The sequence below is a fragment of the Ruegeria sp. AM1 genome, from assembly GCF_056540745.1.
Map to the genome: position 1 here is coordinate 114436 of NZ_JBQFXH010000006.1, position 25096 is coordinate 139531.

26 protein-coding genes and 1 tRNA gene are annotated in these 25096 nt (G+C 58.0%); 20 read left to right on the forward strand and 7 right to left on the reverse strand.

All coding sequences use genetic code 11. From position 1 onward, the window contains the following. The first annotated feature begins 2 nt into the window (after positions 1–2). Genes ACR0I7_RS14065 through otnC form a run of 6 tightly spaced genes read left to right on the forward strand, consistent with a single transcriptional unit; the run spans position 3 to position 5261 of the window. A complete protein-coding gene (locus ACR0I7_RS14065; protein ID WP_480512054.1) occupies positions 3–752 on the forward strand; it encodes a hypothetical protein in 750 nt (249 codons plus the stop codon). A 4-nt stretch (positions 753–756) separates the two neighbouring features. Continuing rightward, entirely contained in the window at positions 757–2268 is a 1512-nt protein-coding gene (locus tag ACR0I7_RS14070) for a tripartite tricarboxylate transporter permease (RefSeq protein ID WP_480512056.1), read from the forward strand. After that, positions 2268–2555, forward strand: coding sequence for a putative quinol monooxygenase (locus tag ACR0I7_RS14075; protein ID WP_480512058.1), 288 nt, complete (start codon positions 2268–2270; stop codon positions 2553–2555). Before ACR0I7_RS14070 ends, ACR0I7_RS14075 begins: the two co-directional genes overlap by 1 nt. Continuing rightward, positions 2552–3349 carry an N-acyl homoserine lactonase family protein gene (locus ACR0I7_RS14080; RefSeq protein ID WP_480512060.1) on the forward strand — a complete coding sequence of 266 codons (798 nt, stop codon included), beginning with the start codon at positions 2552–2554 and terminating at the stop codon, positions 3347–3349. The genes ACR0I7_RS14075 and ACR0I7_RS14080 overlap by 4 nt, the downstream gene beginning before the upstream one ends. Continuing rightward, entirely contained in the window at positions 3346–4623 is a 1278-nt protein-coding gene (gene otnK, locus ACR0I7_RS14085) for a 3-oxo-tetronate kinase (protein WP_480512062.1), read from the forward strand. Before ACR0I7_RS14080 ends, otnK begins: the two co-directional genes overlap by 4 nt. Next, the gene (otnC, locus tag ACR0I7_RS14090; protein ID WP_480512064.1) at positions 4620–5261 is read left to right on the forward strand and encodes a 3-oxo-tetronate 4-phosphate decarboxylase; all 642 of its coding nucleotides are present in this window, start codon (positions 4620–4622) and stop codon (positions 5259–5261) included. Before otnK ends, otnC begins: the two co-directional genes overlap by 4 nt. A gap of 111 nt (positions 5262–5372) precedes the next feature. On the opposite strand, the gene ACR0I7_RS14095 is transcribed toward otnC, so the two are convergent. Then, positions 5373–5462: transfer RNA gene (locus ACR0I7_RS14095), tRNA-Ser, on the reverse strand. 342 nt (positions 5463–5804) lie between these two features. Here ACR0I7_RS14095 and ACR0I7_RS14100 point away from each other — a divergent pair. Beyond that, entirely contained in the window at positions 5805–6743 is a 939-nt protein-coding gene (locus ACR0I7_RS14100; protein WP_480512066.1) for a FecR family protein, read from the forward strand. Between the two features lie 48 nt (positions 6744–6791). Further along, complete coding sequence (locus tag ACR0I7_RS14105) at positions 6792–9023, forward strand: CHASE2 domain-containing protein (RefSeq protein ID WP_480512068.1); 2232 nt, start codon at positions 6792–6794, stop codon at positions 9021–9023. A gap of 234 nt (positions 9024–9257) precedes the next feature. Here the strand turns inward: ACR0I7_RS14105 and hemC are convergent, their stop codons facing one another. After that, positions 9258–10217 carry a hydroxymethylbilane synthase gene (gene hemC, locus ACR0I7_RS14110; RefSeq protein ID WP_480512070.1) on the reverse strand — a complete coding sequence of 320 codons (960 nt, stop codon included), beginning with the start codon at positions 10215–10217 and terminating at the stop codon, positions 9258–9260. A 107-nt stretch (positions 10218–10324) separates the two neighbouring features. On the opposite strand from hemC, the gene hemE reads away from it, so the two are divergent. Then, entirely contained in the window at positions 10325–11359 is a 1035-nt protein-coding gene (gene hemE / locus ACR0I7_RS14115; protein ID WP_480512072.1) for a uroporphyrinogen decarboxylase, read from the forward strand. Between the two features lie 18 nt (positions 11360–11377). On the opposite strand, the gene ACR0I7_RS14120 is transcribed toward hemE, so the two are convergent. Next, positions 11378–12472, reverse strand: a complete 1095-nt coding sequence (locus ACR0I7_RS14120; protein ID WP_480512074.1) for a CaiB/BaiF CoA transferase family protein — start codon at positions 12470–12472, stop codon at positions 11378–11380. Between the two features lie 138 nt (positions 12473–12610). On the opposite strand from ACR0I7_RS14120, the gene ACR0I7_RS14125 reads away from it, so the two are divergent. Beyond that, entirely contained in the window at positions 12611–13900 is a 1290-nt protein-coding gene (locus ACR0I7_RS14125; RefSeq protein ID WP_480512076.1) for a TAXI family TRAP transporter solute-binding subunit, read from the forward strand. Here the strand turns inward: ACR0I7_RS14125 and ACR0I7_RS14130 are convergent. Further along, on the reverse strand, positions 13884–14864 hold the full coding sequence (locus ACR0I7_RS14130; RefSeq protein ID WP_480512078.1) for a DMT family transporter: 981 nt from the start codon (positions 14862–14864) through the stop codon (positions 13884–13886). The two genes, ACR0I7_RS14125 and ACR0I7_RS14130, sit on opposite strands and share 17 nt — an antisense overlap. A 153-nt stretch (positions 14865–15017) precedes the next feature. Between ACR0I7_RS14130 and ACR0I7_RS14135 the strand changes: the two genes are divergently transcribed. From ACR0I7_RS14135 to uvrC, 7 genes are all read left to right on the forward strand, one after another. Next, positions 15018–15536: an SRPBCC family protein gene (locus ACR0I7_RS14135; RefSeq protein WP_480512080.1), complete on the forward strand. Its 519-nt coding sequence runs from the start codon at positions 15018–15020 to the stop codon at positions 15534–15536. A 78-nt stretch (positions 15537–15614) separates the two neighbouring features. Then, positions 15615–16544 carry an ABC transporter ATP-binding protein gene (locus ACR0I7_RS14140; RefSeq protein ID WP_480512082.1) on the forward strand — a complete coding sequence of 310 codons (930 nt, stop codon included), beginning with the start codon at positions 15615–15617 and terminating at the stop codon, positions 16542–16544. Beyond that, positions 16541–17302: an ABC transporter permease gene (locus ACR0I7_RS14145; RefSeq protein WP_480512084.1), complete on the forward strand. Its 762-nt coding sequence runs from the start codon at positions 16541–16543 to the stop codon at positions 17300–17302. The genes ACR0I7_RS14140 and ACR0I7_RS14145 overlap by 4 nt, the downstream gene beginning before the upstream one ends. Positions 17303–17419: 117 nt before the next feature. Further along, positions 17420–18217 (forward strand): S49 family peptidase, encoded by a 798-nt coding sequence (locus ACR0I7_RS14150; protein WP_480512086.1) that lies wholly within the window; start codon positions 17420–17422, stop codon positions 18215–18217. Between the two features lie 168 nt (positions 18218–18385). After that, positions 18386–19348, forward strand: a complete 963-nt coding sequence (locus ACR0I7_RS14155) for a calcium/sodium antiporter (RefSeq protein WP_480512088.1) — start codon at positions 18386–18388, stop codon at positions 19346–19348. Positions 19349–19370: 22 nt separating this feature from the next. Beyond that, complete coding sequence (locus tag ACR0I7_RS14160; RefSeq protein WP_480512090.1) at positions 19371–20150, forward strand: SDR family oxidoreductase; 780 nt, start codon at positions 19371–19373, stop codon at positions 20148–20150. A 290-nt stretch (positions 20151–20440) separates the two neighbouring features. Next, entirely contained in the window at positions 20441–22315 is a 1875-nt protein-coding gene (gene uvrC / locus ACR0I7_RS14165) for an excinuclease ABC subunit UvrC (protein WP_480512092.1), read from the forward strand. Here the strand turns inward: uvrC and ACR0I7_RS14170 are convergent. Together ACR0I7_RS14170 and ACR0I7_RS14175 are read right to left on the reverse strand one after the other, a co-directional pair. Further along, on the reverse strand, positions 22312–23202 hold the full coding sequence (locus tag ACR0I7_RS14170; RefSeq protein ID WP_480512094.1) for a DMT family transporter: 891 nt from the start codon (positions 23200–23202) through the stop codon (positions 22312–22314). The genes uvrC and ACR0I7_RS14170 overlap by 4 nt on opposite strands. Before the next feature lie 50 nt (positions 23203–23252). Next, positions 23253–23408: a hypothetical protein gene (locus tag ACR0I7_RS14175; protein WP_480512095.1), complete on the reverse strand. Its 156-nt coding sequence runs from the start codon at positions 23406–23408 to the stop codon at positions 23253–23255. Between ACR0I7_RS14175 and pgsA the strand changes: the two genes are divergently transcribed. From pgsA to ACR0I7_RS14190, 3 genes are read left to right on the forward strand one after another with little or no spacing between them, the layout of a single operon-like run. After that, positions 23407–24075 carry a CDP-diacylglycerol--glycerol-3-phosphate 3-phosphatidyltransferase gene (gene pgsA, locus ACR0I7_RS14180; protein ID WP_480512097.1) on the forward strand — a complete coding sequence of 223 codons (669 nt, stop codon included), beginning with the start codon at positions 23407–23409 and terminating at the stop codon, positions 24073–24075. The genes ACR0I7_RS14175 and pgsA overlap by 2 nt on opposite strands. A gap of 2 nt (positions 24076–24077) precedes the next feature. Further along, positions 24078–24323 (forward strand): molybdopterin converting factor subunit 1, encoded by a 246-nt coding sequence (gene moaD / locus ACR0I7_RS14185; protein ID WP_480512099.1) that lies wholly within the window; start codon positions 24078–24080, stop codon positions 24321–24323. Between the two features lie 4 nt (positions 24324–24327). Beyond that, positions 24328–24771, forward strand: coding sequence for a molybdenum cofactor biosynthesis protein MoaE (locus tag ACR0I7_RS14190; protein ID WP_480512101.1), 444 nt, complete (start codon positions 24328–24330; stop codon positions 24769–24771). Between the two features lie 4 nt (positions 24772–24775). Here the strand turns inward: ACR0I7_RS14190 and ACR0I7_RS14195 are convergent, their stop codons facing one another. Beyond that, positions 24776–25096, reverse strand: coding sequence for a hypothetical protein (locus tag ACR0I7_RS14195; RefSeq protein ID WP_480512103.1), 321 nt, complete (start codon positions 25094–25096; stop codon positions 24776–24778).

Genomic DNA, 25096 nt, shown 5'->3' on the forward strand with positions numbered 1-25096 from the left:
AAATGGACAATGTCGACGAAACACTGGTCATGCGCACGCGTGACTTTTGGGCATCGATAGTTCTGATCGCAGTATCACTCTTTTTTCTTTGGAAGACATCGGACATCCCGCTTTGGGGGGAAAACCGCGCGGGCGTAAGTGGATCAGACTGGTACAATTCGGCCGCGATTGTGCCGTTGTTTATCTTTGGCGGGATGCTTGTCCTGTCTTTCGTATTGCTGGCCATTTCGATCCGGTCGGGTGGGGCTCGGCACGCGCTCAGCGCGGTGGGGATCGGGTGGAGCGGGGTTGAAGTCTATCGCGTTACGACAATTGGCCTGATCCTGCTGGCATATGTCGTGGGTCTAGTTCCCAGAGTGGACTTTGTTTTGTGTTCGGGTTTGCTGATTACAGCGCTCATTTTCGGCTTCTATGGCGGCCACGCGCAGCGGGCCCTCATTGCTTGTGTCACGGTTGTTGCGGCCGGGCTGTTCGCGCTTGTCGTTTTTCCTGCTCAGGCCAATTGGAACGCGCATGGCGATGATTGGATGACGCTGGTTCTTTGGGTCGCGCTGACCCTCTTGGTGCTGCGCAAGGCGCGCGCTGAGCGCATTCTGCGGGTTGTTCCGTTTGTCGCAATACTGGCGCCCCTGATCCTTGTTTGTGCGATGGCTTTTGTGTTCCGCCAAAACGTTCCGGCGCGTGGGGGTCTTATCTTCAAGCAGATTGAATATCATTACTACGTGACGCTTCGTCCGTTATGGAAAGACTGATCGGATGGACTTTATCCTTTCGCAACTGGCAGGATTTGGGGCCGCATTTGTCAGCCTGACGGTTGATCCGCTGACCTATCTGTATCTGATCGCATCCGTATTCCTCGGCATCACATTCGGTGCCTTGCCCGGACTGACGGCAACGCTGGCCGTGACGATCCTGACCGGGTTCTTCGGCAACAAGATACCGCTGGACTATTCGCTGATCGCATTGCTTGGCGCGTATGTCGGCGCGATTTACGGCGGCTCTTACCCGTCAATCCTGCTCAACATTCCCGGCACAGCCGCCAGCGCGGCAACAGCCATGGACGGCTACCCTCTTGCCAAGGCGGGACGCGGCGGCGAAGCGCTTGGGCTGACCACAACGGCAAGCTTTATCGGCACGGTAATCGGGACCCTGACGCTTTTGATTTTTGTCTGGGCGCTGCTTTTGGTCTCAAAGAACATCGCAAGCCCGGAGAAAGCGCTGCTTGCCCTTTTCGGCATACTGCTTTCTGGCACTTTGATGAGCGAAGACCTGGTGATTAAGGGATGGATCGCCGGTCTAATCGGGCTTGCGATGTCCATGGTCGGGCTTGACCCCCTGTTGTCTGAGCCGCGCTATACCTTCGGATGGTCTTATCTGATGAGTGGGTTTCAGGTTGTTCCGGTGCTGATGGGGGCCTTTGCCATTCCGCAAATCATCGATGGTTTGCGGCACATTGAGGCGGGAAAGGTTCTGGCTCTGAAAGGTCGCATTCTTCCCAATCTTAGCTCAATCCGACGCTATCTGCCGACCATTGGCCGATCTGGTGTGATCGGAACCGGGGTCGGTGCGCTTCCTGGTGTGGGCGAGGATGTCGCCGGCTGGGTCAGCTATGGAGTTGGCAAAACAGTATCAGCCGAGGGCGACAAGTTCGGCCGGGGGTCTTTAGAAGGCCTGTTGTGTTCGGAAACAGCAAACAACGCCTGCATTGGCGGCGCGCTGATCCCTCTTTTGGTGTTGGGTATTCCCGGTTCTCCACCTGCTGCGGCTTTGATGGGGGCTTTCAAGATCAACAACGTGATCCCCGGTCCGACGATCGACCCCGAGATCATTCTGCGTGTGGTTGCGATTCTTGTACTGGCCTCCCTGACCATGTTCCTGATGGGGCTGTTCACCGCTCGGGTCTTTATCAAGATACTTGCCATCCCGCAGACGATCTTCTTGCCGGTTGTGATGGTGCTGACGACAATCGGATCATTCAGCGTTGGTGGTGGGATCAATGATCTTTATCTCATGCTGGGTGTGGGCGCGGTGGCTTATTTCATGAACCTCATGAAATATCCAATCGCCCCGCTGGTCATTGGGGTCATTCTGGGTGGCCTGTTTGACGAAACCTTCCGCCGCTCACTGTTTTTGTCAGATGGGGATTTGTCGGTCTTCTTTTCGCGACCCGGCGCGGCGATTTTGCTGATACTGAACATTGGCCTAATCCTCAGCCAATTGCCCGTCGCCAAACGCGTTTTCTTACGCCTAAAAGGATCTTCTGCCTGATGTTTGCGGTTACTGTCACCTTCACGCTCAAGCCCGGTAGGCGAGAGACATTTTTGCCCCTGATGGTCGAAAATGCGGCGACGTCTTTGTGCGACGAACCCGGCTGTCAGCAGTTCGACGTCTGCCTGGGAGAAGACCCCGAAACGGTGTTCCTCTATGAGGTTTATGATGACAGCGCGGCCTTTACCGCCCACCTTGAAAGCGCACATTTCAAGTTCTTTGACGCAGCTGTGGCTGGTATGATTGCCTCAAAGGTGGTTCATCAGTTTTCCGAGGTCATTCGATGAGCGATTGGGAAGTCCATGCCGTGAAGTACGCGGATCGCAATGCACGAACGCGACGCGACAGCTTTATCTTCGATGACAATCACGACGTGCCCCACGCGATGGACTATTTCATTTGGGTTTTGAAGCGCGGTCGCGCAGTCATTCTGGTCGATACCGGATACGATATCGACGAAGCCTCAGCCCGGGGCCGCCCCATCGCGATGGATCCCCGCGAGGCTCTGCGCCCGTTGGACATCACGCCGGACGCAGTAACCGATGTTATTGTGACCCATCTTCACTATGATCACGCGGGAGGGCTGCATCTGTTCCCGAACGCAAAACTGCACATGCAATCAGCGGAAATGGCATTCGCCACCGGGCCCTGTATGTGCCACGATCATCTGCGCGCGCCGTTTACGGCAGGGCATGTTTGCGAGGCAATAAAACGTCTCTACTCAGGCAAGGTCGTGTTCTATGACGGCGAGGCCGAGATTGCCGATGGGGTGACAGTACACTGTATCGGCGGGCATTCACGCGGGCTGCAATGCGTGCGCGTGCGAACTGCCGCGGGATGGATGGTTCTAGCCTCGGATGCGTCTCACTATTATGAGAATTTCATGGCGCGCAAAGCCTTCCCCATTGTGGTCGATTTGCAGGATATGATGGATGGATTCACGACCCTGGAACGGCTCGCCTCGAATCCTCGGCTGATCGTGCCGGGCCATGATCCACTCGTGCGCGAGGTCTTCCCGACCGGTGCTGCACCACATATCCACCGTCTGGACGTAGGGCCCGTGGGGGATATCAAAATATGAAGATTGGTGTGATTGCAGATGATTTTACCGGCGCCAGCGATATTGCGAACACCTTGGCAAAAGGTGTGGCACCGGAAGGTGGGCTGAGCACTGCGCAGTTTCCGGGTATTCCGACTGACCCGGCAGATAAAGAGATCGAAGCGGGTGTGATCTCGCTCAAAAGCCGCACAGCACCGGTCGGCGAAGCCGTCGCGGACAGTCTACGCGCGCTGCGGTGGCTGGTGGCCCAAGGATGCCAGCAGTTCGTTTTCAAGTACTGCTCGACCTTTGATTCCACGCGTGACGGAAATATCGGCCCCGTCGCTGAGGCGCTCGCCAATGAGCTTGGGGCGCAAAAGGTGATTTTCTGCCCAGCCTTTCCCACAACTGGTCGCACGGTCTATCAGGGTCATCTCTTTGTGCTTGGCCAGCTTTTACATGAGTCGGGGATGGAAAATCATCCGCTGACGCCGATGACGGATTCTGACATCAGGCGCTGGCTACAACATCAAACCGCAGAAACGGTCGGATTGGTGCCAAGTGACATTGTCAGGCAGGGGGCAGGGGCGATTGCCGGTGCTGTACGAGACGCCGACGCGCGATTTTTGATTGGTGACGCGATTTCGGACGAGGATCTGTTGGCGTGGGGGGCGGCGTTAAAGGATGCCAAGCTCATCACCGGGGGCTCGGGCATCGCGTTGGGTCTCGCCAGAAACATCCTGAGCCAGGCCTCGTCCAAAGCTGCAGGCAGCGCATTCACAGGTGTGGTCGGACGGGCAGCAATCCTTGCTGGCTCCTGTTCGGGGGCGACCCGCAGGCAGATCGAGACGCATGCGCGGTCGCATCCAACCCTAGCTATTGATGTTCCAGGTGTGATGGCGGGGAACGTCAATACAGGCACGCTTGTTGACTTCTTCGAGGCGCATCCCGACAAGGCGCCACTCGCTTACTCATCAGGAAATCCCGAGGATGTGCGTGCAATCCAAAACCGGTTCGGGCAAGAGGCCGTTGCGGCCCGGTTAGACAACCTGTTCGCTGAAACCGCCCGCGCGCTTGTCCTGACCGGGTACAAGCGCTTGGTTGTGGCCGGCGGAGAGACGTCGGGGGCTGTGTCCCAGACCGTGTCCGAGGCCTTGGGCGCGCCAGCCATGTCCATTGGGCCAGAGATTGATCCGGGCGTGCCCATTCTGAGCATCGGAAAATCTGAACCCATTGCGCTGGCCCTCAAGTCCGGAAACTTTGGTGCACCCGACTTTTTCGCAAAAGCGCTTAGGATGATGGAGAACGGCCAATGAGCTCTGATGAATTGGCGCTGCGGCAGCAGATGTCGGACCTCTGCGCGTCGCTCTTTGCAAGGGGGTTTTCCGTTGGCACTGCGGGCAATGTTTCCGCGCGCCTGCACGACGGAATCCTTATGACGCCAACCAACTCTACGTTGGGAGACATTGACCCCGAACGCATTGCCAAGATCGACCTGAATGGCAACCATGTCTCAGGGGATAAGCCGACCAAGGAAGTTTTCCTCCATCAGGCCTTCTATGAGACGAGACCTCAGACAGGTGCTGTCGTGCATTTGCATTCGACCTGGGCAACTGCGTTGTCCTGCCTCAAAGACACTGACCCCGAGGACTGCATTCCACCGCTGACGCCTTATGTGGTGATGCGTGTCGGTCGGGTGAAGTTGGTTCCTTATGTTAAGCCGGGCGACCCCAAATCCGGTGATCTGATCCGGGACCTGGGCGGAGAATACGGCGCCGTTTTGTTGGCCAATCACGGCCCCGTTGTTTCCGGCAACGATCTATTCGCGGCAGTATGTGCAGCAGAAGAGCTTGAAGAAACGGCGAAGCTATTGCTGGCGCTGCGCGGCCTGCCAACCCGTTTTCTGGACCCCGCGCAAGTTTCAGAGCTCAAAGAGACATTTGGTGGGATATAAGCCACCACGCAATGGCAGGTTATGCAGCTCTATGCACAAGCGCCGCGCAGGCGCAGGCCAACTTCCTAAAATCTTGCTGAGTGATTTTTCCCGATCATTTTGACCGGTGTATGGCGGAGACGAAGGGATTCGAACCCTCGAGACGGTTTCCCGCCTACTCCCTTAGCAGGGGAGCGCCTTCGACCACTCGGCCACGTCTCCGCTGGCCGGTATATCCCCGGCAGTTACCCAGATACAAGGCGATTTTCCTGACCTCTGTCATTTTTCTGAAACGGGCGGAGTTTGCACCACCAGATGCTAGCACAGACTGCAGGAATGCGATGGCCTGGGCGGCTTTTGGCCAGCTTCGCGGTGCCGGTGTCACAGTTGATCACCCGGGGCATCCTGCGGTGATTAAACGAAAAACTTGTCATTTGCATGCGTTTTAAGGCATATTTGTATGTATTCTGTTTTCAATTGACCAAATAAATAGAAGTTGAGGAGACAACCGGGCAGCAGGTGCAACGCATCTGACAGGAACCTTTTTGGGGGAAGGGACTGGATTTGACCTGGTTAAAAGTGCTCGTTGTTCTGTGTGTTATCTCAATCCTGCCGGTGCCGTCTGCAGCGTCTATCGGTACGGTTCTCAAGGTAAAGCAAGGGGCCCAAATCACGCGTGCAGGGAACACCCTGCAGGTCCTTGAAGGGATGGTGGTTGAAACCGGGGATGCGATATCGACCGATGGGAAAGGTGTTGTTCAGCTTGTTTTTGTTGATGAAACAAAGATAGCGATTGGCCCGAATGCGCGCATGGTTCTGGATGTGACCATGCTGCGGGGCAATCGCAAAGCAAAGACATTTGCAGTGCAGGCGCTGGGCGGCAGTTTCCGTTTCATTTCAGGAAAAAGCAGAAAGCGCGCCTATTCTATCAAAACGCCGACCGCGACCATGGCGGTGCGCGGGACAACATTTGATATGTGGATCGTGCCGGGCAGCCAAAGTGCCATGCTGGTTCTTGAAGGAACGGTGCGGATGTGCGGCTTGCGGGGCGGCAGCTGCCGGTCAACCGGGCGCCAGTGTAGCCTTTTTGCAACCAGCCAGCGGGGCGGTGTAGGCAAGCCGGTTGATCAGGAAAACTATGACAAAGCGTTGCGGGAAGGGTTCCCGTTTATCAGTTCTCAAGAGAGACTGGTGCCCCCGCTTCAGGTGGCGATCGAGGGGTGTTCCGGGGATCGTGCGCCTCGTGTACGTCCTCAGCGGGACCGGCGCGAGGAACAGATCGAAAGCGTGCGGGCGGCAACGCCGACGCCAGCCGCAGCCCCAGAACCCCCGACCCCGCAAGCTGAGCCAACCGGGCATCCCGATCCGGGAGCAGACATGTCACCTGAGCAGCCCGACCCGCCAGCCGAACAACCATCGTCAGGCCAGCAGGCGGGTGCCCGAGAGCAGAGCGCCGTTGACGCAGGCGCAGAGGTAGGGTTCGGACAGGGTGCCGACAATTAGAGGTTTTTCAAACATCGGTATCCTGCAGTTTTGGCAATGGAGATCGGCGTGACCCGCAAGAAAAAGGAAAAAAATGGTCGCCGGCTGGCCTTTGGTCTCATCGGTTTTGGGCTTATCCTTCTGGGTTGTTTTGTTCGCGTGCTGGATCCCTATCCGGTTCGAATGTCCCGACTGATATATTTTGACGTTCTGCAGCGGTTGTCCCCGCGCGAATACAATCCTGAATTGCCCGTTCGTGTTGTGGACATTGATGAGGCCTCGCTGGCCGCCTGGGGGCAATGGCCTTGGCCGCGAACCCTGATGGCGGATATGGTCGAACGCCTGGGCGAATACGGTGCGGCGGCCATTGCCTTCGATATGCTTTTTGTAGAGCCCGACCGGTATTCTCCGTCCCGGTTGATGCAGGATCCGGGTTTGAAGAACCTGTTCCGAAATGATCGTGCAAACCAGCAATTGGACAATGACGTCATGTTCGGGGCTGAGATGGCCAATTGGCCTGTTGTGCTGGGTGTTGCTGCCCGTGCATCCGGTGCGGACAGGCCGGTCGCCTCGAAGGCCGGGATCATCGAAATCGGCGAGATGCCGACGACGGGCCTGATTGCGGTGCCGTACTGGACGCCGCCCGCGCCGCCGCTGGATCAGGACGCTGCCGGGATTGGCGGTGTCAACGTCTCGCCCTTGGGCGGGACGGGTGTTGTAAGACGGGTTCCGGCGCTCTGGCGTGGCCCGGATGGCGTGCTGCCCAGCCTTTGGGCTGAAACGTTACGGATCGCGATGGGTGAGTCCATTCTGATTGCCGAAGGTGCCCCGGATGAGGCCGGAATTATGGTCGCGGTCGAGATTGGTGGGTTTCAGCTACCCACAACTGAAAACGGCGAGGTTTGGGTCAGATACAGACGGGATGCGCCGGACTTGTATCTTTCGGCGAATGAAGTCCTGCAAACACCCGATGATCCGGCGCTGCGTGCGGAAATTGAAGGCCGTATCATCCTTGTGGGCACCTCTGCGGCGGGTCTGTTTGACATGCGGCAGACGTCTCTTGGCGAATCCGTGCCGGGCGTGTCGATCCACGCGCAGATCATCGAACAAATTCTGACAGACGAAATGCTGAGCAGATCAGACGTAACCGCCGCGCTTGAACTTTTGGCGTTCATTATTCTGGGGTTGATCGTCATTCTGGTGATGTCGAGCTTTGGTGCGGTGGCGTCGTTTCTTGCGGGAGGTATTTCTGCGGCGGTTGTATTGGGGGTCAGCTGGTTGGCGTTTCAGAACCAGTTGGTGCTGTTCGACGTCACCTTTCCGCTAATGGGAGGAATGGCCAATTTCGGGTTGCTGGCGGGCTATCTGTTTATTTCGACCGAGCGCGAGAAACGCGTGATCCGCCAGATATTTTCCCACTACGTGGCACCTGAAATTCTCGATGAGATGGATGCCAAAGGCCATCAGCTTGAACTGGGTGGCGAGACTCAGGAGATTACCGTGATGTTTTCAGATATTCGCGGATTCACGCCTTTGTCTGAGTCGGTTTCGGCCTCTGATCTGGTTGCGCTTCTGAATGATCTGTTTTCCGAGGTCGGAGATCAGATTCTGGCCGAACGCGGAACCATAGATAAGTTCATCGGCGATGCGGTGATGGCCTTCTGGAATGCTCCCGTTCCGGTCGAGGATCACCAGCTTCGTGCGGCGCAGGCAGCGTTGCTGATGCGGCAGGCTTTGACGAAGTTCAATGCCTCTGAGGTGATGCGGGATCGGGCCCCGATCGCGCTGGCCACCGGATGCGCTGCCGGTCGGGCTTGTGTGGGTAACATCGGGTCGCGGAGGCGATTCAACTATACCGTCATCGGCGATGTGGTGAATGTTGCGGCACGTGTCGAGCAGACCTGCAGGCACGTCGATTATGACATCCTTGTCTCGGATACCGTGTTCGAGGTCGCAGGACGGCAGCTGGCCATGCTTGAGGCCGGGTTTGTCGATCTCAAGGGAAAAAGCAAACCCGCGCCTGTGTTCATTCTCGTCGGGGATCAGGCGATGGCGGCCAGCCGACGGTTCAAAGACCTCGAAGTGGCCCATTCGTCTGTGGTCGCAGCCATTCGTGACCGGCAGCCGCATGTCCGGATTGAAACAATGTGTGCTGAGTGCGCCGAGCAGGCTGCGGATCTTGAAGCCGGTCTTGCTGGATTCTATCGCAAGCTGCCGGGGCGGGCTGCAGATTTTCGACTCGAGTCCCGGTCAGATCAGGTGATTTTCAGCCATCAGGGGCGGGCGCAAAAGATATCCTGAGTTTTTGGGGGGCTGACCTAGGGGTACATCACAAAGAAGACAGGCCGCTGTTTCAAACAGCGGCCCGCTCCGATCAGATAGGGTATTCAGCCTCGCCCCCTCGAATACCATATAAAACAAAACAATCTAAACTTTTCGATATATTCGAGACTGAACCTCAATCTGATCTGTAACACCTTAATGCATGAACGCGCGACACGAGACAGTGATGCAGTTCACACTTGGTAAATTTAGTTACTCGCGCCAGTCAAAGAAACCTTTGCCGGCTTGTTTCAGCAGCTTTGCCGCCATGGCCTGCCCCATTTCGGTGGCGTCCTCAATCGCGCCAGTCTGGTTGTCAGAAATGGCCTCGGACCCATCGGGGCGCAGAACCTCGCCGCGCAATCGCAGTCTTTGACCATCCATTTCGGCCAACCCAGCAATCGGGGTTTCACAGGATCCGTCCAGCGCCGCCAAAAGCGCGCGCTCTGCGGCAAGGCGGCTACCGCTTTCTGCGTGGTGGATGGCTTCCAGCATTTCTGCCGCGCGCGTGTCGTCGTTGCGCCGTTCGATCCCGATCGTACCTTGCGCGATGGCGGGCAGCATGTCATCGGGTGATATTGCGGTTGCGGGAATGTCGTCCATTTGCAGGCGCCGAATGCCCGCCATAGCTAGAAAAGTACACTCGGCGACACCCTCTGAGAGTTTCCTGAGCCGGGTCTGCACATTGCCACGGAATTCGGTCACCCGCAGATCGGGGCGGCGATGCAGCAGTTGCGCGCGGCGGCGCAGCGATGAGGTGCCGACAACTGCGCCTTCGGGCAGGTCATGAATCGAACTCAGGCTGGGTGAGATAAATGCATCCCGCACGTCCTCACGGGGTAGGAACGTGTCCAGAACTAGCCCGTCGGGTTGTTCGACCGGCATGTCCTTGGTCGAATGCACGGCGATATCGATCTCGCCCTTCAGCATCGCATCTTCGATTTCTTTGGTGAACAAACCCTTGTTCCCGATCTCTTTCAGCGGTCGGTCCGCATCGATCATCGCCCGGTTGTCGCCGGTGGTTTTGATCACAACGATCTCGAATGCATCCTGCAACAGGTCGAACGCGTCGGCCAGTCTTTGACGGGTCTCATAGGCTTGCGCCAAAGCCAGAGGCGAGCCGCGGGTGCCAATCCGAAGCGGGGATGCGGGGGTGGGCAGGTTCAAAGTCATGGGCCCAGCTTTAGTCGCGTCACATTGCCCTGACAATGGGGGCTGGGCTTGACATTTTGTCGCCGAAGACGGACCGGTTGCTCCAAACCGGAAGATTGAGGACCAAGATGGCCGAGACGAAAAAGCTGCTGCGGGCGTTGGCGGGCGAGGTGCAGGATGTGCCGCCGATCTGGATGATGCGTCAGGCCGGGCGGTATCTGCCCGAATATCGTGCCACCCGCGCGCAGGCCGGTGATTTTCTGTCGCTGTGCTATAATCCCGAACTGGCCGCCGAGGTGACGTTGCAACCCATTCGCCGATACGGGTTCGACGCGGCAATCCTTTTTGCCGACATCCTTTTGGTGCCTCAGGCGCTGGGCGCGGATTTGTGGTTTGTCACTGGTGAAGGTCCCCGCCTGTCGACAATCACGCAGCAGTCGGAATTTGATGCGTTGAAGCCTGTCGAGGATATCCATGATACGTTGTCGCCGGTCTATGAGACAGTGCGCATCCTGTCCCACGAACTGCCCACCGAGACGACGCTGATCGGCTTTGCAGGCGCACCCTGGACAGTCGCAACCTATATGATCGCAGGGCGCGGAACGCCGGATCAGGGCCCGGCCCATGCGTTGCGCGAAGAAAACACCGCCCTGTTCGAGGCTTTGCTGGAACGTATCACCGCAGCGACCATTGAATACCTATCCATGCAGATCGAGGCTGGCGCTGAAGTGGTCAAGATTTTCGACAGCTGGGCGGGCTCGCTCAAGGCGGATGCATTCCAGAAATACGCAGTCGAGCCCTGCCGTGTTATCACCCAAGCCATTAAAGGGCGCCATCCGGGTATCCCTGTGATCGGTTTCCCGCGCGAGGCGGGAGAGGGGTATGTCGGTTTTGCCAAGGCAACGGGCGTTGATTGCGTGGCACTGGACAATTCGGTGTCTCCGGACTGGGCCGCGCGCAATGTTCAGGTTGATGGATGCGTTCAGGGCAACCTGGCCTCATCCCATATGGTGACAGGTGGTCAGGCTTTGGTGGATGAAACCCGGCAGATCGTTCAGGCGTTCTCGAAAGGGCCACATATTTTCAACCTTGGGCATGGGATCACGCCTGATGCTGATCCCGAGAATGTGCAGTTGATGATCGACACCGTCCGGGGCGGCTGATCCTGCCCAGCGCGACATTCAGTGTTCGGCGTCGATTCCAAGTTCGCGCATGATCTCATCTGTATGTTCACCGCGTACAGGGATGGGCTGTGCTCGCCACGCGTGGGTTGAGAACCGTGGTGCGGCGGCGGCTTGCAGCGTGCCCTCGACTTCTTGCCAGACATCGCGGGCCTTGTTCATCGGATGATCGCGCGCTTCCTGCAGGGAGAGGACGGGTGCGACACAGGCATCAGTCCCTTCAAACAGTTCGGCCCAATAGTCGCCCGGTTTGTCGGCGAACAGGTCTATAAGGCGGTGGGTCAGGCGGGGCCAAAGCTCTGCGTTATATTGCTGTTCGAATTCGGCATCACCGCTCAACCCCATCAGGTCCAGAAACTGCGCATAGAATTTGGGCTCAAGACATTGCACAGAGAGAAAACCGCCATCAGCGCAGGCATATGTGCGGCTCCAATGTGGGCCGTCCAGCAGGCTTTGCCCGCGCTTGTCTGACAACTGCCCGGTCTGGCGCATGCTCATCAGCAGATTCATCATATGGGCGGAACCGTCATACATGGCGGCATCGACGATTGTGCCCTGATCTGATCTCTGCGCGTTCAGCAGGCCGGCCAGAATGCCTGTCACAAGATACATCGCGCCGCCGCCGATATCGCCGACCAGAGTGGCAGGTGTCAGCGGCGCCTCGCCCGGTGGAGACGCGTACCAAAGCGCGCCCGAAAGCGCGATATAGTTGAGATCATGCCCGGCGGTCTGCGACAGCGGGCTGTCCTGACCCCAACCCGTCACGCGACCATAGACTAGCTGTGGATTCAACTCGCCACAGATATCCGGACCCAGACCGAGTTTTTCCATCACGCCGGGTCGGAATCCCTCGATCAACGCATCTGCCGAAGCAATCAGCCTTTTGGCGGTTTGCAGATCGCTGGGGGTTTTGAGATCCAGCGCGATGGATCGTTTGCCCCGATCCAACACGGATTGCTCGGGCATGCCGGGTGTGGTGGATCCACCTTTGCGATGGATGGTGATGACGGTCGCACCCAAATCCGCCAGCAGCATCGCTGCAAACGGGCCGGGGCCCAGCCCTTCGATCTCTACAATTCGGATTCCGTTCAGCATGCCACCCTCCGTCCCCGCACCGTCCAGATGTAGCGCCGCAATTGCAAGGAAAACGAGACATCGACCCGGGATCAGGGCGCTTGTCACAGCCGCCTGCTGCGCTTAGCGTCCTGAGTTGAATGGAGATATGAGAATACGATGCGTTTTTGGGTTCTGATAAGCGTCGCCCTGGTGTTGTCGATCCTGGCTGTCATAGTTGTGCAACTGCACCCGCCCGGCAGCCTGCGGCTGGCCTCGGGCCCGGATGGCGGCGCTTATGTCGAGGTCGCGCGGGCCTATGCTGATGTATTGGCGCGGGATGATGTCGAGGTTGAGATTTTCAACTCGGCGGGCTCGGTCGAGAATGTGGGGTTGCTGGAGCAGGGCGAAGTTGACGCGGCTTTTTTGCAAGGGGGCGTTAGCATCGACAAACATCAGGTCGAAGCGCTGGGCACTGTCTTCTTTGAACCGTTGATTTTCCTTACCCGCGCAGATGCCACGATTCCGACGAACCCGGCACATTGGCGCGGGCTTCGGATCAACAGCGGGACCAGCGAGTCCGGGACGGCCGCCGCGTTCCGGGATTTCGAACAGGCGGTGGGGCTTGCGCTAGCCGACAATACCCATCTCTCGATCCCTTACGGGGATGCGGCTGCGGCGTTGCTGGATGGGCAGTTGGACATCGCTGTTTATGTCGCCCCGATCCAGGCACCTTATCTGCGGGCGGCGTATCACCAACCCGATTTGCGCGTGCTTGAACTGGATCACGTCGAAGCCATCTCGCGCCGGTTGTCCCATGCCACCGTGGTCACGGTGCCCGCGGGTGGCATGTCGCTTGAGCCGGTTCTGCCACCGCGCCCGGTTGATCTGATCGCGCTTGAGGCGCGTCTGGTGGTGCGCCCTGATCTGCATCCGGCTCTGGTCAATCGCTTGACAATGGCTGCGATTGAGCTGCATCATCAACAGGGGATCATCACCGATCCAGGGGATTTTCCCAATATCGACCGCACTGGCCTGACCGTGAACAACACGGCCCGGCAACTGATTCTCGAGGGCCCGTCGACCTGGCATAACTGGCTGCCCTATTGGATTGCGGCCCAGATCAATCGCGTACTGCTGCTGTTTTTGCCGTTTTTCTTCATCGTGGTCCCGCTTATGCGCCTGCTGCCCATGGCCTATGCCTATGTCATGCGTTGGCGGGTCTGGCAGCATTATCCCGAAATCCGCGAAATCGAGCAGGAGTTGGGCAATGACCCAAACCCGCAGCAGCTGCGCGAGATGCAGGCCCATCTGAGCGAGTTGGATGAGCGGTTCGCAGGGTTGCGGCTGCCTGCAGCCTATCGTCAGGGGCAATACGATGCCCGTCTGCATTTGGAGCTGGTGCAGAAGCGGATTTCCGAGCTGCAACGCCTCACGTCTGAGGGTGAGCCGATCAGTAGCGCCCCTTGACCTCGATGCGGGCGACCTGACGTGCTTTTTTCTGTTCACGGAAAAAGACGAACAGGCCCGAGCCCATGATCAACAGGATGCCCAGCCAGACCACCGGATCGGGAAGCTCGCCCCAGATCAGCCACCCCCACAAGATCGCCATCGGAAGGCCGGTGTACTCGAACGGGGCAACCGTCGCGGCATCTGCCATGCGATAGGCCTGCGCCAGGCAATATCCAACGATGCCCGAGTTCAAGCCAAGCGCGATCATATAGGTCCAGTCGCCGTCAGCAGGCCAAGTCCAGGCGCGCAGCAGGAAGATCAGGCTGGGATCAGAGGCCTGTGTCGCAAACCGCCCGTCGCCCGCGACGACAAAGAAAACTGCAGAGACCAGAATGAACATGGCCTGAATATAGATCGCCAGCGCCGACGCTTTGGTTGTGGCACCCAGCTTGCGAGTCAGAATCTGGTTGGCGGCATAGGTCAACGCCGACAACACCGGCAGCAGCAAGACCATGCGATTGACGGCCTCGGTTTCTCCGCCTTCCCACGGCCTTTGCATGATGACGACACCGGCAAAGCCTGCAGCAACGGCGGCGATGCGCAATGGCCCCACCTTTTCGCCTAGAAACGGGATCGACAGGACGGTGATGAACAGCGGCGCAGCAAAGAACAGCGCCGTCACCTCGGCCAGCGGTGCAGCGGCCAGGGCAACAAAAAAGGTCATGTTCGACAGCACGATCATCAGGCAGCGGGTGATATGCAGCCACGGGTGGCGTGTTTTCAAAAGGCTCAGCCCGCCTTCGAAATGCAGCAGCGCAAAAGACAGCACGATGCCGATGGAGGACCGCATGAACACCATCTGGTGCAGCGGATAGCCCGACGAAAGCTGCTTGATCAGCATGTCGTTGACCGAGATCGCAACCATCCCCGCCACGATAAAGGCGATGCCGGCTGTGGCGTTATTTGGCGGAGCACTGGCCATAAAAATCCCCTGCGGCGCGCCTCATCTTATGCGTCCGATCGCTATCACATTCGGGTGGGAAGTCTATTGCCGAATTCAATTGGGTTGCTTGAACCCGGTGATCGGCGCTAGGATTCTGGTGTTCTGACACAGGATGAAAAAGGGGCATTCTCTATGCAGATGAGTGATACTCGGCAGATTCAGGCCTCTCCCGCCGAAGTCTATGCGGCATTGCTGGACCCCGAAGTCCTGAAGGTCTGCGTGGCCGGAACGCAAGAGATATCGGGCAATCCTGCCGACGGCTACCAGGCCACCGTGGTGCAGAAGGTCGGGCCGGTAAAGGCCACGTTCAAGGGCACGGTGACGATGTCGGATATGGTCGAAGGCGAACGCCTTACCATCGCGGGCGAGGGCAAGGGCGGCGCGGCAGGGTTTGCCAAAGGAAACGCCCAGGTGACGCTCAGCCCCGGCGAAGATGGCGGAACGGTGCTGGCCTATGATGTGGACGCTAAGGTCGGTGGCAAGCTCGCCCAGCTGGGCAGCAGGTTGATCGATGGCTTTGCCAAGAAAATGGCCGATCAGTTCTTTACCAACCTTCAGCAGCATTTCGAAGGCCCGCCCCAAGACGCCGAGAATGGGTCAGAGCCAGAAGAGAAAAAGGGCTGGTTGGGGCGTTTGACAGGTCGCGACTGACCGCACGGGATTTGTGCGAGTTTGCCCTGTTCTGTCGTGATGTGGCGCGATAGGGTCGCCGGTAGAACGGGGAAGCGTATGTCAACAATTCTGTCGATCAAGAACCTCCACAAATCTTATGCGGGGGGCTTTCAGGCGCTGAAAGGCGTCTCTCTGGATATTGAAGAGGGTGAGATTCTGGCGCTGCTCGGGCCGAATGGTGCCGGTAAAACAACCATGATTTCAACGGTTTGCGGTATCACGACCCCAACCTCTGGTACTGTCACGGTGGGCGGCCATGACATTCAGGATGAATTTCGCGCCGCCCGACGTATGATCGGTCTGGTCCCCCAAGAGATTGCACTGGAACCCTTTGAAAAGGTCTGGAACACGGTGCAGTTCTCGCGCGGGTTGTTTGGCCATGGCCGCGACAGCGCCCGAATCGAAGAGATTTTGCGCAAGCTCTCATTGTGGGAAAAGCGCAAGAACGCGATCAAGGAATTGTCGGGTGGGATGAAGCGCCGCGTGCTGATTGCCAAGGCGCTGGCCCATGAACCCCGCGTCCTGTTTCTGGATGAGCCGACCGCCGGGGTTGATGTCGAGCTGCGCAAAGACATGTGGGATATCGTGGCCGAGCTGAAGGCCAGCGGCGTCACCATCATTCTGACAACCCACTACATCGAAGAGGCCGAGGCCATCGCGGACCGTGTCGGCGTCATAGATAAGGGTGAGCTGTTGCTGGTTCAGGAAAAGGACAAGCTGATGGCGCAGATGGGCAAAAAGCAGATCGAGGTGATGCTGACCGAACCGATCTCGGCCATTCCCGACGGCTTGTCTCAGCATAACCTGACCCTGAACGGGCAGGGCGACGTGCTGATCTATACCTATGACACCAATGCCGAGCGTACCGGTATCACCACATTGCTGAATGATGTGGCGCAGGCCGGGCTGGTTCTGCGAGATGTGCAGACAAGGCAATCAAGCCTCGAAGAGATATTCGTAAATCTGGTCTCGGGAGAAGCCGCATGAACTGGACCGCGATTGCAGCCATCTACCGGTTCGAAATGGCCCGATTCTTCCGCACGCTGGGGCAGAGTTTTCTGTCGCCCGTCCTGTCGACCTCATTGTATTTCGTGGTGTTTGGCACAGCCATCGGCAGCCGCATCCAAGAGGTCGACGGCGTCTCTTACGGCGCCTTCATCGTTCCCGGGCTGATCATTCTGTCGGTGGTGATGCTGGCCATTTCGAACGCGTCGTTCGGGATCTACTTTCCCAAATTTCTGGGTACGATCTATGAATTGCTGTCCGCGCCGGTGAACTTTATCGAGATCGTGATCGGATATGTCGGGGCCGCGGCCACCAAGGCACTTTTTGTGGGTCTTGTCATCCTGATCACCTCGACCTTTTTCGTCGATATACGTATCGAGCATCCCATTGCCATGGCCGCGTTCCTGATCCTGACCTGTCTCAGCTTTTCTTTGCTGGGGTTCATTATCGGGATCTGGGCCAGCAATTTTGAACAAATGTCGCTGGTGCCGCAGCTGATCGTAACGCCGCTGATCTTTCTTGGCGGGACGTTTTATTCGATCTCGATGCTGCCGCCGCTTTGGCAAACCATCACGCTGTTCAACCCGGTGGTCTACCTGATCTCAGGCTTTCGGTGGTCGTTTTTCGGACTGTCCGATGTGCCGATCGGGCTGAGTCTGCTGGCCATTCTGGCCTTTACTGGTATCTGTCTCGCGATCGTTGGCTGGATATTCAAAACCGGCTGGCGCATCCGAAGCTAGAGAGGCCCGATGAGGCGTTGCATTTTTGCCCATCGACTGTGGGAAATTGGTTCACGTCGTGTTTATGCGCGGGTCAATCCCTTGTTTGCGGGTTTCCGGCGCTCTACATCGGCACCCATGAAACTCAGCCTTCCGTTCATTAAGAAACAGCCGACCGTGGCCGTGGTCCGCCTGTCCGGTGCCATCGGCATGGCGGGACGTGGATCCTTGAATGACACCACACTGGCCCCCGTTCTGGAAAAGGCGTTCCGCAAAGGGAAACCCGACGCCGTGGCGCTTGAGATCAACTCGCCAGGAGGATCGCCAGTTCAAAGCTCGCTCATTGGGGCCCGGATCCGTCGGCTGGCCGCAGAGCTGGACATCCCCGTCATTGCCTTCGTCGAAGATGTGGCGGCTTCGGGTGGCTATTGGTTGGCGGCGTCAGCGGATGAGATTTGGGCCGATGACAGTTCGGTTCTGGGGTCCATCGGCGTGATCTCATCGGGATTTGGCGCCCATGTCTTTCTGGCCCGCCAGGGATTTGAACGACGGGTGCATACGGCGGGCCAGTCGAAATCTATGCTCGACCCGTTTGCCCCAGAAAAAAAGGAAGATGTCGCACGGCTGAAAGGGCTGCTTGGCGATATCCACGAAAACTTCATTACTTATGTCAAAGAACGGCGCGGCAGTAAGCTGGACGATACAGCCGACCTGTTTAACGGAGAGGTCTGGCTGGCGCGTCGCGCTACAGAGCTTGGCTTGATCGACGGCGTCGCGCATCTGAAGCCAAAGATTCAGGAACGTTTTGGCGATAAGGTCAAATTTCGCCGCTATGGCTTGCGCAAGCCCATCTGGTCGCGATTTGGCGCCGCGCTCGCGCAGGATGCGATCACCGGGATAGAGGAGCGGGCGGCCTACGCGCGTTTCGGTTTGTGACGTGATTATCAAGGTTGTCACTCTGTTCCTTGTCGCCATGGGTGTATTGGCGATGTTCGGCAAGCTGCGCTTTCCCGGACAGCGGCGGCTGAGTTCGGCGAAATGCCCGCGTTGCGGGCGATACAGGATCGGCAAAGGCCCGTGCGCCTGCGAAAAAGGAGGCCGCACATGACCGCGTGGCTGCTTTCTGGCCTGGGTTTGCTGATCCTATTGCTGGCGGGCGACGCGCTGGTGCGCGGCGCGGTCAACCTCAGCCTGAGGCTGGGTGTGCCAGCGCTGATCGTCAGCCTGACGATTGTGGCGTTTGGAACCTCTGCACCCGAGTTGTTGATCGCCATCAGCGCCGTACAGGAAAATGCGCCGGGTATTGCCCTGGGGAATGTGGTCGGGTCGAATACGGCCAATATCCTGCTGGTGCTTGGCTTGCCTGCGCTTCTGGCGACGCTGCATACCAGTGAGTGCAACAGCCGTAAGAACTATGTCTTCATGCTGCTGGCGTCGGTTTTGTTTATTGGTCTTGCATTTTGTGGTGTCTTCAATCTGGTCAGCGGTGCGATATTGCTGGCCGCACTCGCTCTGGTTCTGCTCAATGCCTTTCGCGAGGCGCATGCCCACCGCAAAGCTTGCGGCGAGGCCTGCGCAGATGATGAAGGTCTTGAGGGGCTGGAAGAGGCGGACCCCGATATGCCGTACTGGAAGGTGTCGGTCTATCTGATCCTTGGCCTGATCGGTTTGCCAATGGGTGCGCATCTGCTGGTTGATAACGCGACCGTCATTGCGCGAACATACGGCGTCAGCGAAACGGTGATCGGCCTGACGTTGATAGCCGTCGGAACGTCTCTACCCGAACTCGCAACGACCGTTATGGCGGCCCTGCGGCGGCAGGCCGATGTGGCGCTGGGCAATGTCATAGGTTCGAACATGTTCAACCTGCTGGCCATTGTGGGCATCGCCACCTTGTTCGGACGCATCCCGGTTGATCCGGAATTCCTGCGTTTTGACCTGTGGGTCATGCTTGGGGCCTCATTGCTTTTGATCCCCTTTGTGTTTTTCAAGCAGGATATCAACCGCGGATGGGGCCTGCTGCTAACTGTGCTCTATGTCATCTATATCGTCAGCCTGCTGGTATGACCTGACAAAGGAGAGCTGAGCCATGACCCGAGCACTTGTGACCGGCGCGGGAATTCGCTTGGGTCGCGCCATGGCGCTGTATCTGGCGCGGCGCGGAATGGATGTTGCGATTCACTACGCGACCTCTGAACAAGCGGCGCTTGCGACCGTGGCGGACATTCAGGCGCTGGGGCGGACCGCGGTCGCATTGCCGGCTGATCTGCTGAACGAGGCTGAGGTGACGGATTTACTGCCGCGCGCCTCAGAGGCCCTAGGCGGCCCTATCACCTGTCTGGTGAACAACGCGTCAATCTTTGAATATGACAATATCCATTCCGCAACACGGCAAAGCTGGGATCGTCATCTCGACAGCAATCTGCGTGCGCCGTTTGTTTTGACACAGGCGATGGCGGAGCAGGGGCTTGAGCCTGAGCCGGATGAAAACGGTGAGCCGCAGGCAACCGGGCTGATCGTGAACATGGTTGATATGCGTGTGCGCAAGCTGACGCCTGAATTCATGTCTTACACGATTGCAAAGATGGGGCTGTGGGCGCTGACTCGTACTGCCGCCCAGGCACTGACGCCCGCGATCCGCGTAAATGCAATCGGTCCCGGCCCAACGATGCAGGGGCACCGCCAGAGCGAAGATCACTTTAGAGCGCAACGGGAAAATACGATTCTCGAACGCGGGGCAAACCCCTCGGATATCACAGCCGCGCTGGGATATTTTCTGGACGCGCATGCCGTAACCGGGCAGTTGCTTTGTGTCGATGGCGGGCAGCATCTGGGCTGGCAAACACCGGACGTGCTGGGCGTAGAATAAGTATATCCGGCGCAAGTTTTGCACCGCTCCCAATTCCGTTATCTACGCGTTACAAAAATGTCTTTTTTTTCATATACTTGTTGATTGAAATAAAAAATTCTAAATAAAAACAATGCTTTGAGTTATTGCCTAATTTTTGTGCAATCCAACAAAAACCCAAGGATTCAAGGGCCTTTCGGCATGTCTGGAAAGTTATCTGCATAGTTATCCACAGATTCCGTGGATTTGTTTTCTCTTGATCTGCGGCAAACAAGAGTGCAGCCAAGGTCGGAGAATCATATCTGAGTTCTATGACCGCAAACAATGACCCCGTTCCGGCTTCGCAGCCCACCGGCTATGCCTGCATCCAGCGCTATGTGAAGACGCTGGACAGCTCGCCCGGTGTCTACCGGATGCTTGATGCCGAAAGCCGCGTTCTTTATGTCGGCAAGGCCCGAAACCTGCGCGCACGTGTATCGAACTATGCCCGTCCGGGGCATTCGGGCCGGATCGAGCGGATGATTGCGGCAACCGCCTCGATGATGTTCCTGACGACAAGGACCGAGACCGAGGCGCTGCTGCTAGAGCAGAACCTGATCAAACAGCTTAAGCCCAAGTACAACGTGCTGCTGCGTGACGACAAAAGCTTTCCCAATATTCTGGTGGCCAAGGATCATCCGTTTCCGCAGATCAAGAAACATCGCGGGGCAAAAAAGGAAAAGGGCGCGTATTTCGGCCCGTTCGCCAGTGCCGGTGCGGTGAACCGGACGCTGAACCAGCTGCAAAAAGCGTTCTTGTTGCGAAACTGCTCGGATTCAATGTTCGACAGCCGCACGCGCCCCTGTCTGCTGTATCAGATCAAACGCTGTTCGGGTCCCTGTGTCGGCCTCATCTCTGATGCCGACTACGGTGAAAGTGTCAAAGACGCCGAACTTTTCCTGTCGGGCCGGTCAACCAAGGTGCAGGAAGAGCTGGCCGAACAGATGATGGCCGCGTCCGAGGCGATGGAGTTCGAGCGCGCGGCTGGGTTGCGGGATCGTATCCGAGCGTTGACGCAGGTGCAGACCTCGCAAGGTATCAACCCGCGCAGCGTCACCGAGGCGGATGTGATCGGCCTTTACATGGACAGCGGACAAGCCTGTGTTCAAGTCTTTTTCATTCGGGCAAACCAAAACTGGGGCAACAAGGATTTCTATCCGCGTGTCGGGCCGGATGTGTCCCCCGCCGAAGTGATGGAGGCGTTTCTGGGTCAGTTCTACGACAACAAGGAACCGCCCCGGCAACTGATCCTGTCGGATGCCATCGAAAACGCGGACCTGATGCAGGAGGCGCTGACCGAGAAGGCCGGGCGGAAGGTTGAGATATTGGTGCCTCAGCGCGGTGAAAAGCAGGAGTTGGTTGCCGGTGCCCTGCGCAACGCGCGCGAGTCGTTGGCGCGGCGCATGTCGGAAAGTGCAACACAGGCCAAATTGCTGCGCGGTATCGCCGAGGCGTTTGACCTCGACGGGCCTCCGGTTCGGATCGAGGTCTACGACAACTCTCACATTCAGGGCACCAATGCCGTGGGCGGTATGATCGTGGCTGGCCCCGAAGGGTTCATGAAAAACGCCTATCGCAAGTTCAACATCCGTGGTGACGATCTGACGCCGGGCGATGATTTCGGAATGATGAAAGAAGTTCTGACCCGTCGTTTCACGCGGCTGCAAAAGGAAGACCCTGACCGGGACAAAGGGCTTTGGCCGGACCTGCTGCTGATTGACGGCGGCGCTGGGCAAGTGAGCGCGGTCCACGAAATCATGCAGACCCATGGTGTGGAAGACATCGCAATGATTGGTGTCGCCAAGGGTGTTGATCGCGATCACGGCAAAGAAGAATTTCACCGCATCGGCCAGCGCCCCTTTGCCCTGAAACGCAATGACCCGGTGCTCTATTTCATTCAGCGTCTGCGGGATGAGGCGCACCGGTTCGCCATCGGCACGCACCGCGCCAAGCGGGCCAAGGCGATTGGTGCCACACCCCTGGACGAAATTCCGGGCGTGGGGGCGGCGCGCAAACGGGCCCTGCTGACCCATTTTGGCAGCGCCAAGGCCGTCAGCCGTGCCAATCTCGCCGACCTTAAGGCGGTTGAAGGTATCTCAGCGGGTCTGGCGCAGAAGGTCTATGATTTCTTTCACGACAAGGGTTAGGGCTGCACCTGCCTGCCGCGCCAGAGGATATAAAGGCCCGAGGCCACGATCAGCGCGCTGCCCAGCCACATGGTTCGGTCCAGTTGTTCGTTGAACATGAACACGCCTAGACCGATCCCAAACAGCAGCCGCGCATAGCGGAACGGGGTCACGGCAGAGACTTCTCCGGTGCGCATGGCCTTCATCAATGAACTGTATGCCAGCGTGCCAAACAGCACGGCCCCTACCAGATATGGTGCTGCCCCGGTTGGGATTGGCGCCCAAGGGGTGGCCTCCCAAAACCGATAGATCACACCGGCAAGGATGATCGACAGAAATCCATAAAAGCCCAGCACCGCGGTGCTTAGCGTTGCCGGGGCGGCCCGGCTGGCCAGATCACGTCCGGCAAAGCCAAACATCCCCAGCACGGCCAGGATGGACAGCAGCGAAAAGCTGTCGCCCGTTGGCTGAAGGATGATCAGTACACCGATCATGCCAATCCCAATGGCACTCCAGCGCCGCCACCCAACGGTTTCGCCAAAGACAAGGGCGGCCCCTGCGACCACAACCAGCGGGGTAGCCTGAAGGATCACGGTTGCCGATGACAAAGGAGTCAGTGCGATGGCAAGCAAGTAGAAGAGGCGGCCCAGCACCTCGAACAAGACGCGGACTCGCATTGGCCGGGACATCACATCCCGCTGGATCAGCGACGTACCATGCAGAACCGCAGCCGCTGCAAAGACCATGGTGCCACCAAGCCCGAACAGGATAAGCACCTGCCAGATGGGCAAGGTGGCGGACGCTGCTTTCAGAAAGGCGTCTTCGATGGCAAAGCCCGCCATCGCGGCGATCATCCAGAGGCTGCCGATCAGGTTGGCCTTGGGGTCGGTTTGGATATGTGGGGTCATGCAGCTGGGCGCCTCGAATCGCACGGTATGGGGGCGTTGTCACATGGCAGCTACGGGTCCAGCAACCCGACTGCCGGATAAACTGAATGTATGACCTGTTGGGATTGCGTCACATTGACCAGAATGCTCTCAAGCATCTGTGATCGGACCAGTTTTTCGCTGCCCTGTCTTTTCTGTGCCGAACCGGCGATGTAGGGTCTGCCCATGAACTGGAACCTGCCGAATATCCTGACCGTCCTGCGTCTGATCGCGGCCCCCGGACTGGCCGTGATGTTTCTGTACTTCACCCGTCCCTATGCCGATTGGTTTGCGCTGATCCTGTTTCTGACCGCTGCCATTACCGATTGGTTCGACGGGTATCTGGCCCGCGCCTGGAAACAGGAAACCAAAATCGGTGCAATGCTGGACCCAATCGCCGACAAGGCGATGGTTGTGATCGCTTTGATGATCCTGGTTGGTTACTCGACCGAGCACTGGACCCCATGGCTGGTCCTACCCGCCACCGTGATCCTGTTCCGCGAAGTGTTTGTGTCAGGTTTGCGCGAGTATCTGGGGGATGTGGCAGGCACGCTCAAGGTCACGAAACTGGCCAAGTGGAAGACGACGGCCCAGATGATCGCGATCGCTGTTCTGTTCTCGCAGGGGATTTTTGAACACTACCTGGTTATGTCGACCTATGGCATGGACCCGGTACTGGTCGAACAAATCCTGAGCGGTCAGGTCGAGGATGTGAACGGGTTGGCGTGGAAACTGCAGGGCATGTATTGGTCCGGCCAGATCGGCCTGTGGCTGCTGGGGGTTGCCGCCCTGCTGACATTGATCACCGGCTTTGACTACTTACGTAAAGCCATGCCTCATCTGAAGGAGAGTTAAGGATGGATGTTCTGTATTTCGCCTGGGTGCGCGAACGGATCGGCATCCCGAAAGAGCGGCTTGAGACAAGCGCCGCCACCGTGTCTGAGCTGGTGGCCGAGCTGAGCGCACGCGAAGACCGCTATGCTGCCGCCTTTGCCGATCTTTCTGCGCTGCGCGTGGCGCTTGATCAGGAATTGTCCGATTTTGACTCCTCACTACAGGGCGTGCGCGAGGTGGCGTTCTTCCCGCCGATGACCGGGGGCTGAACGCATGCGGATCGCAGTCCAGCAGGAAGAGTTTGATCTGGGTGCAGAGGCCAATGCCTTTGCCGCACGGGACACCGCCAATGGTGCCATCGTGACATTCACCGGTGTTGTGCGCGATCTGGCGGAGGGCGATCTGGATGTGATGGAGATCGAACACTATCCGGGCATGACCGAACGGGCGATTGCAAAGATTGCCGAAGAGGCAAAACAGCGCTGGTCGTTGGGGGATGTGCTGGTCATTCACCGACACGGACGTCTGGCGCCGGGCGACCGGATCATGATGGTTGCAACCGCAGCGCCCCATCGCAAGGATGCGTTTGAGGCTGCGGAATACCTGATGGATTACCTCAAATCCCGCGCGCCGTTCTGGAAGAAAGAGATAACCGCTGCCGGATCAGATTGGGTTGCTGCAAAGGACGAAGACGAAGACGCGCTGACGCGCTGGTGATGCCTTAGTCGGCGTTGTTGATCCGCCCGCGCATCTCTTCGGCTTCCTGTCGGGCCGCTCTGAGCCCGTCCATGGCGGCGGCCAGTTCCGCCTCGGTCTGCGTCAGCTGATTGGTCAACTCTGCTTCACGCTGTTGCAGATAGGTGATCGCCTGATCGCGGGTTTCCTCGGCCTCGTGCAATTCCTGGCTCATCCGATCCAGATCGGCCACGTCGCTTTGGCGCACGCGCGATAGGCGATGGGCCAGCCAGTTAGCAAACCAGCCCATGCAAAAGGCCGCAAACAGGATGATGGCGGTGGCGATGACGAATTCTGTTCTGTTCAA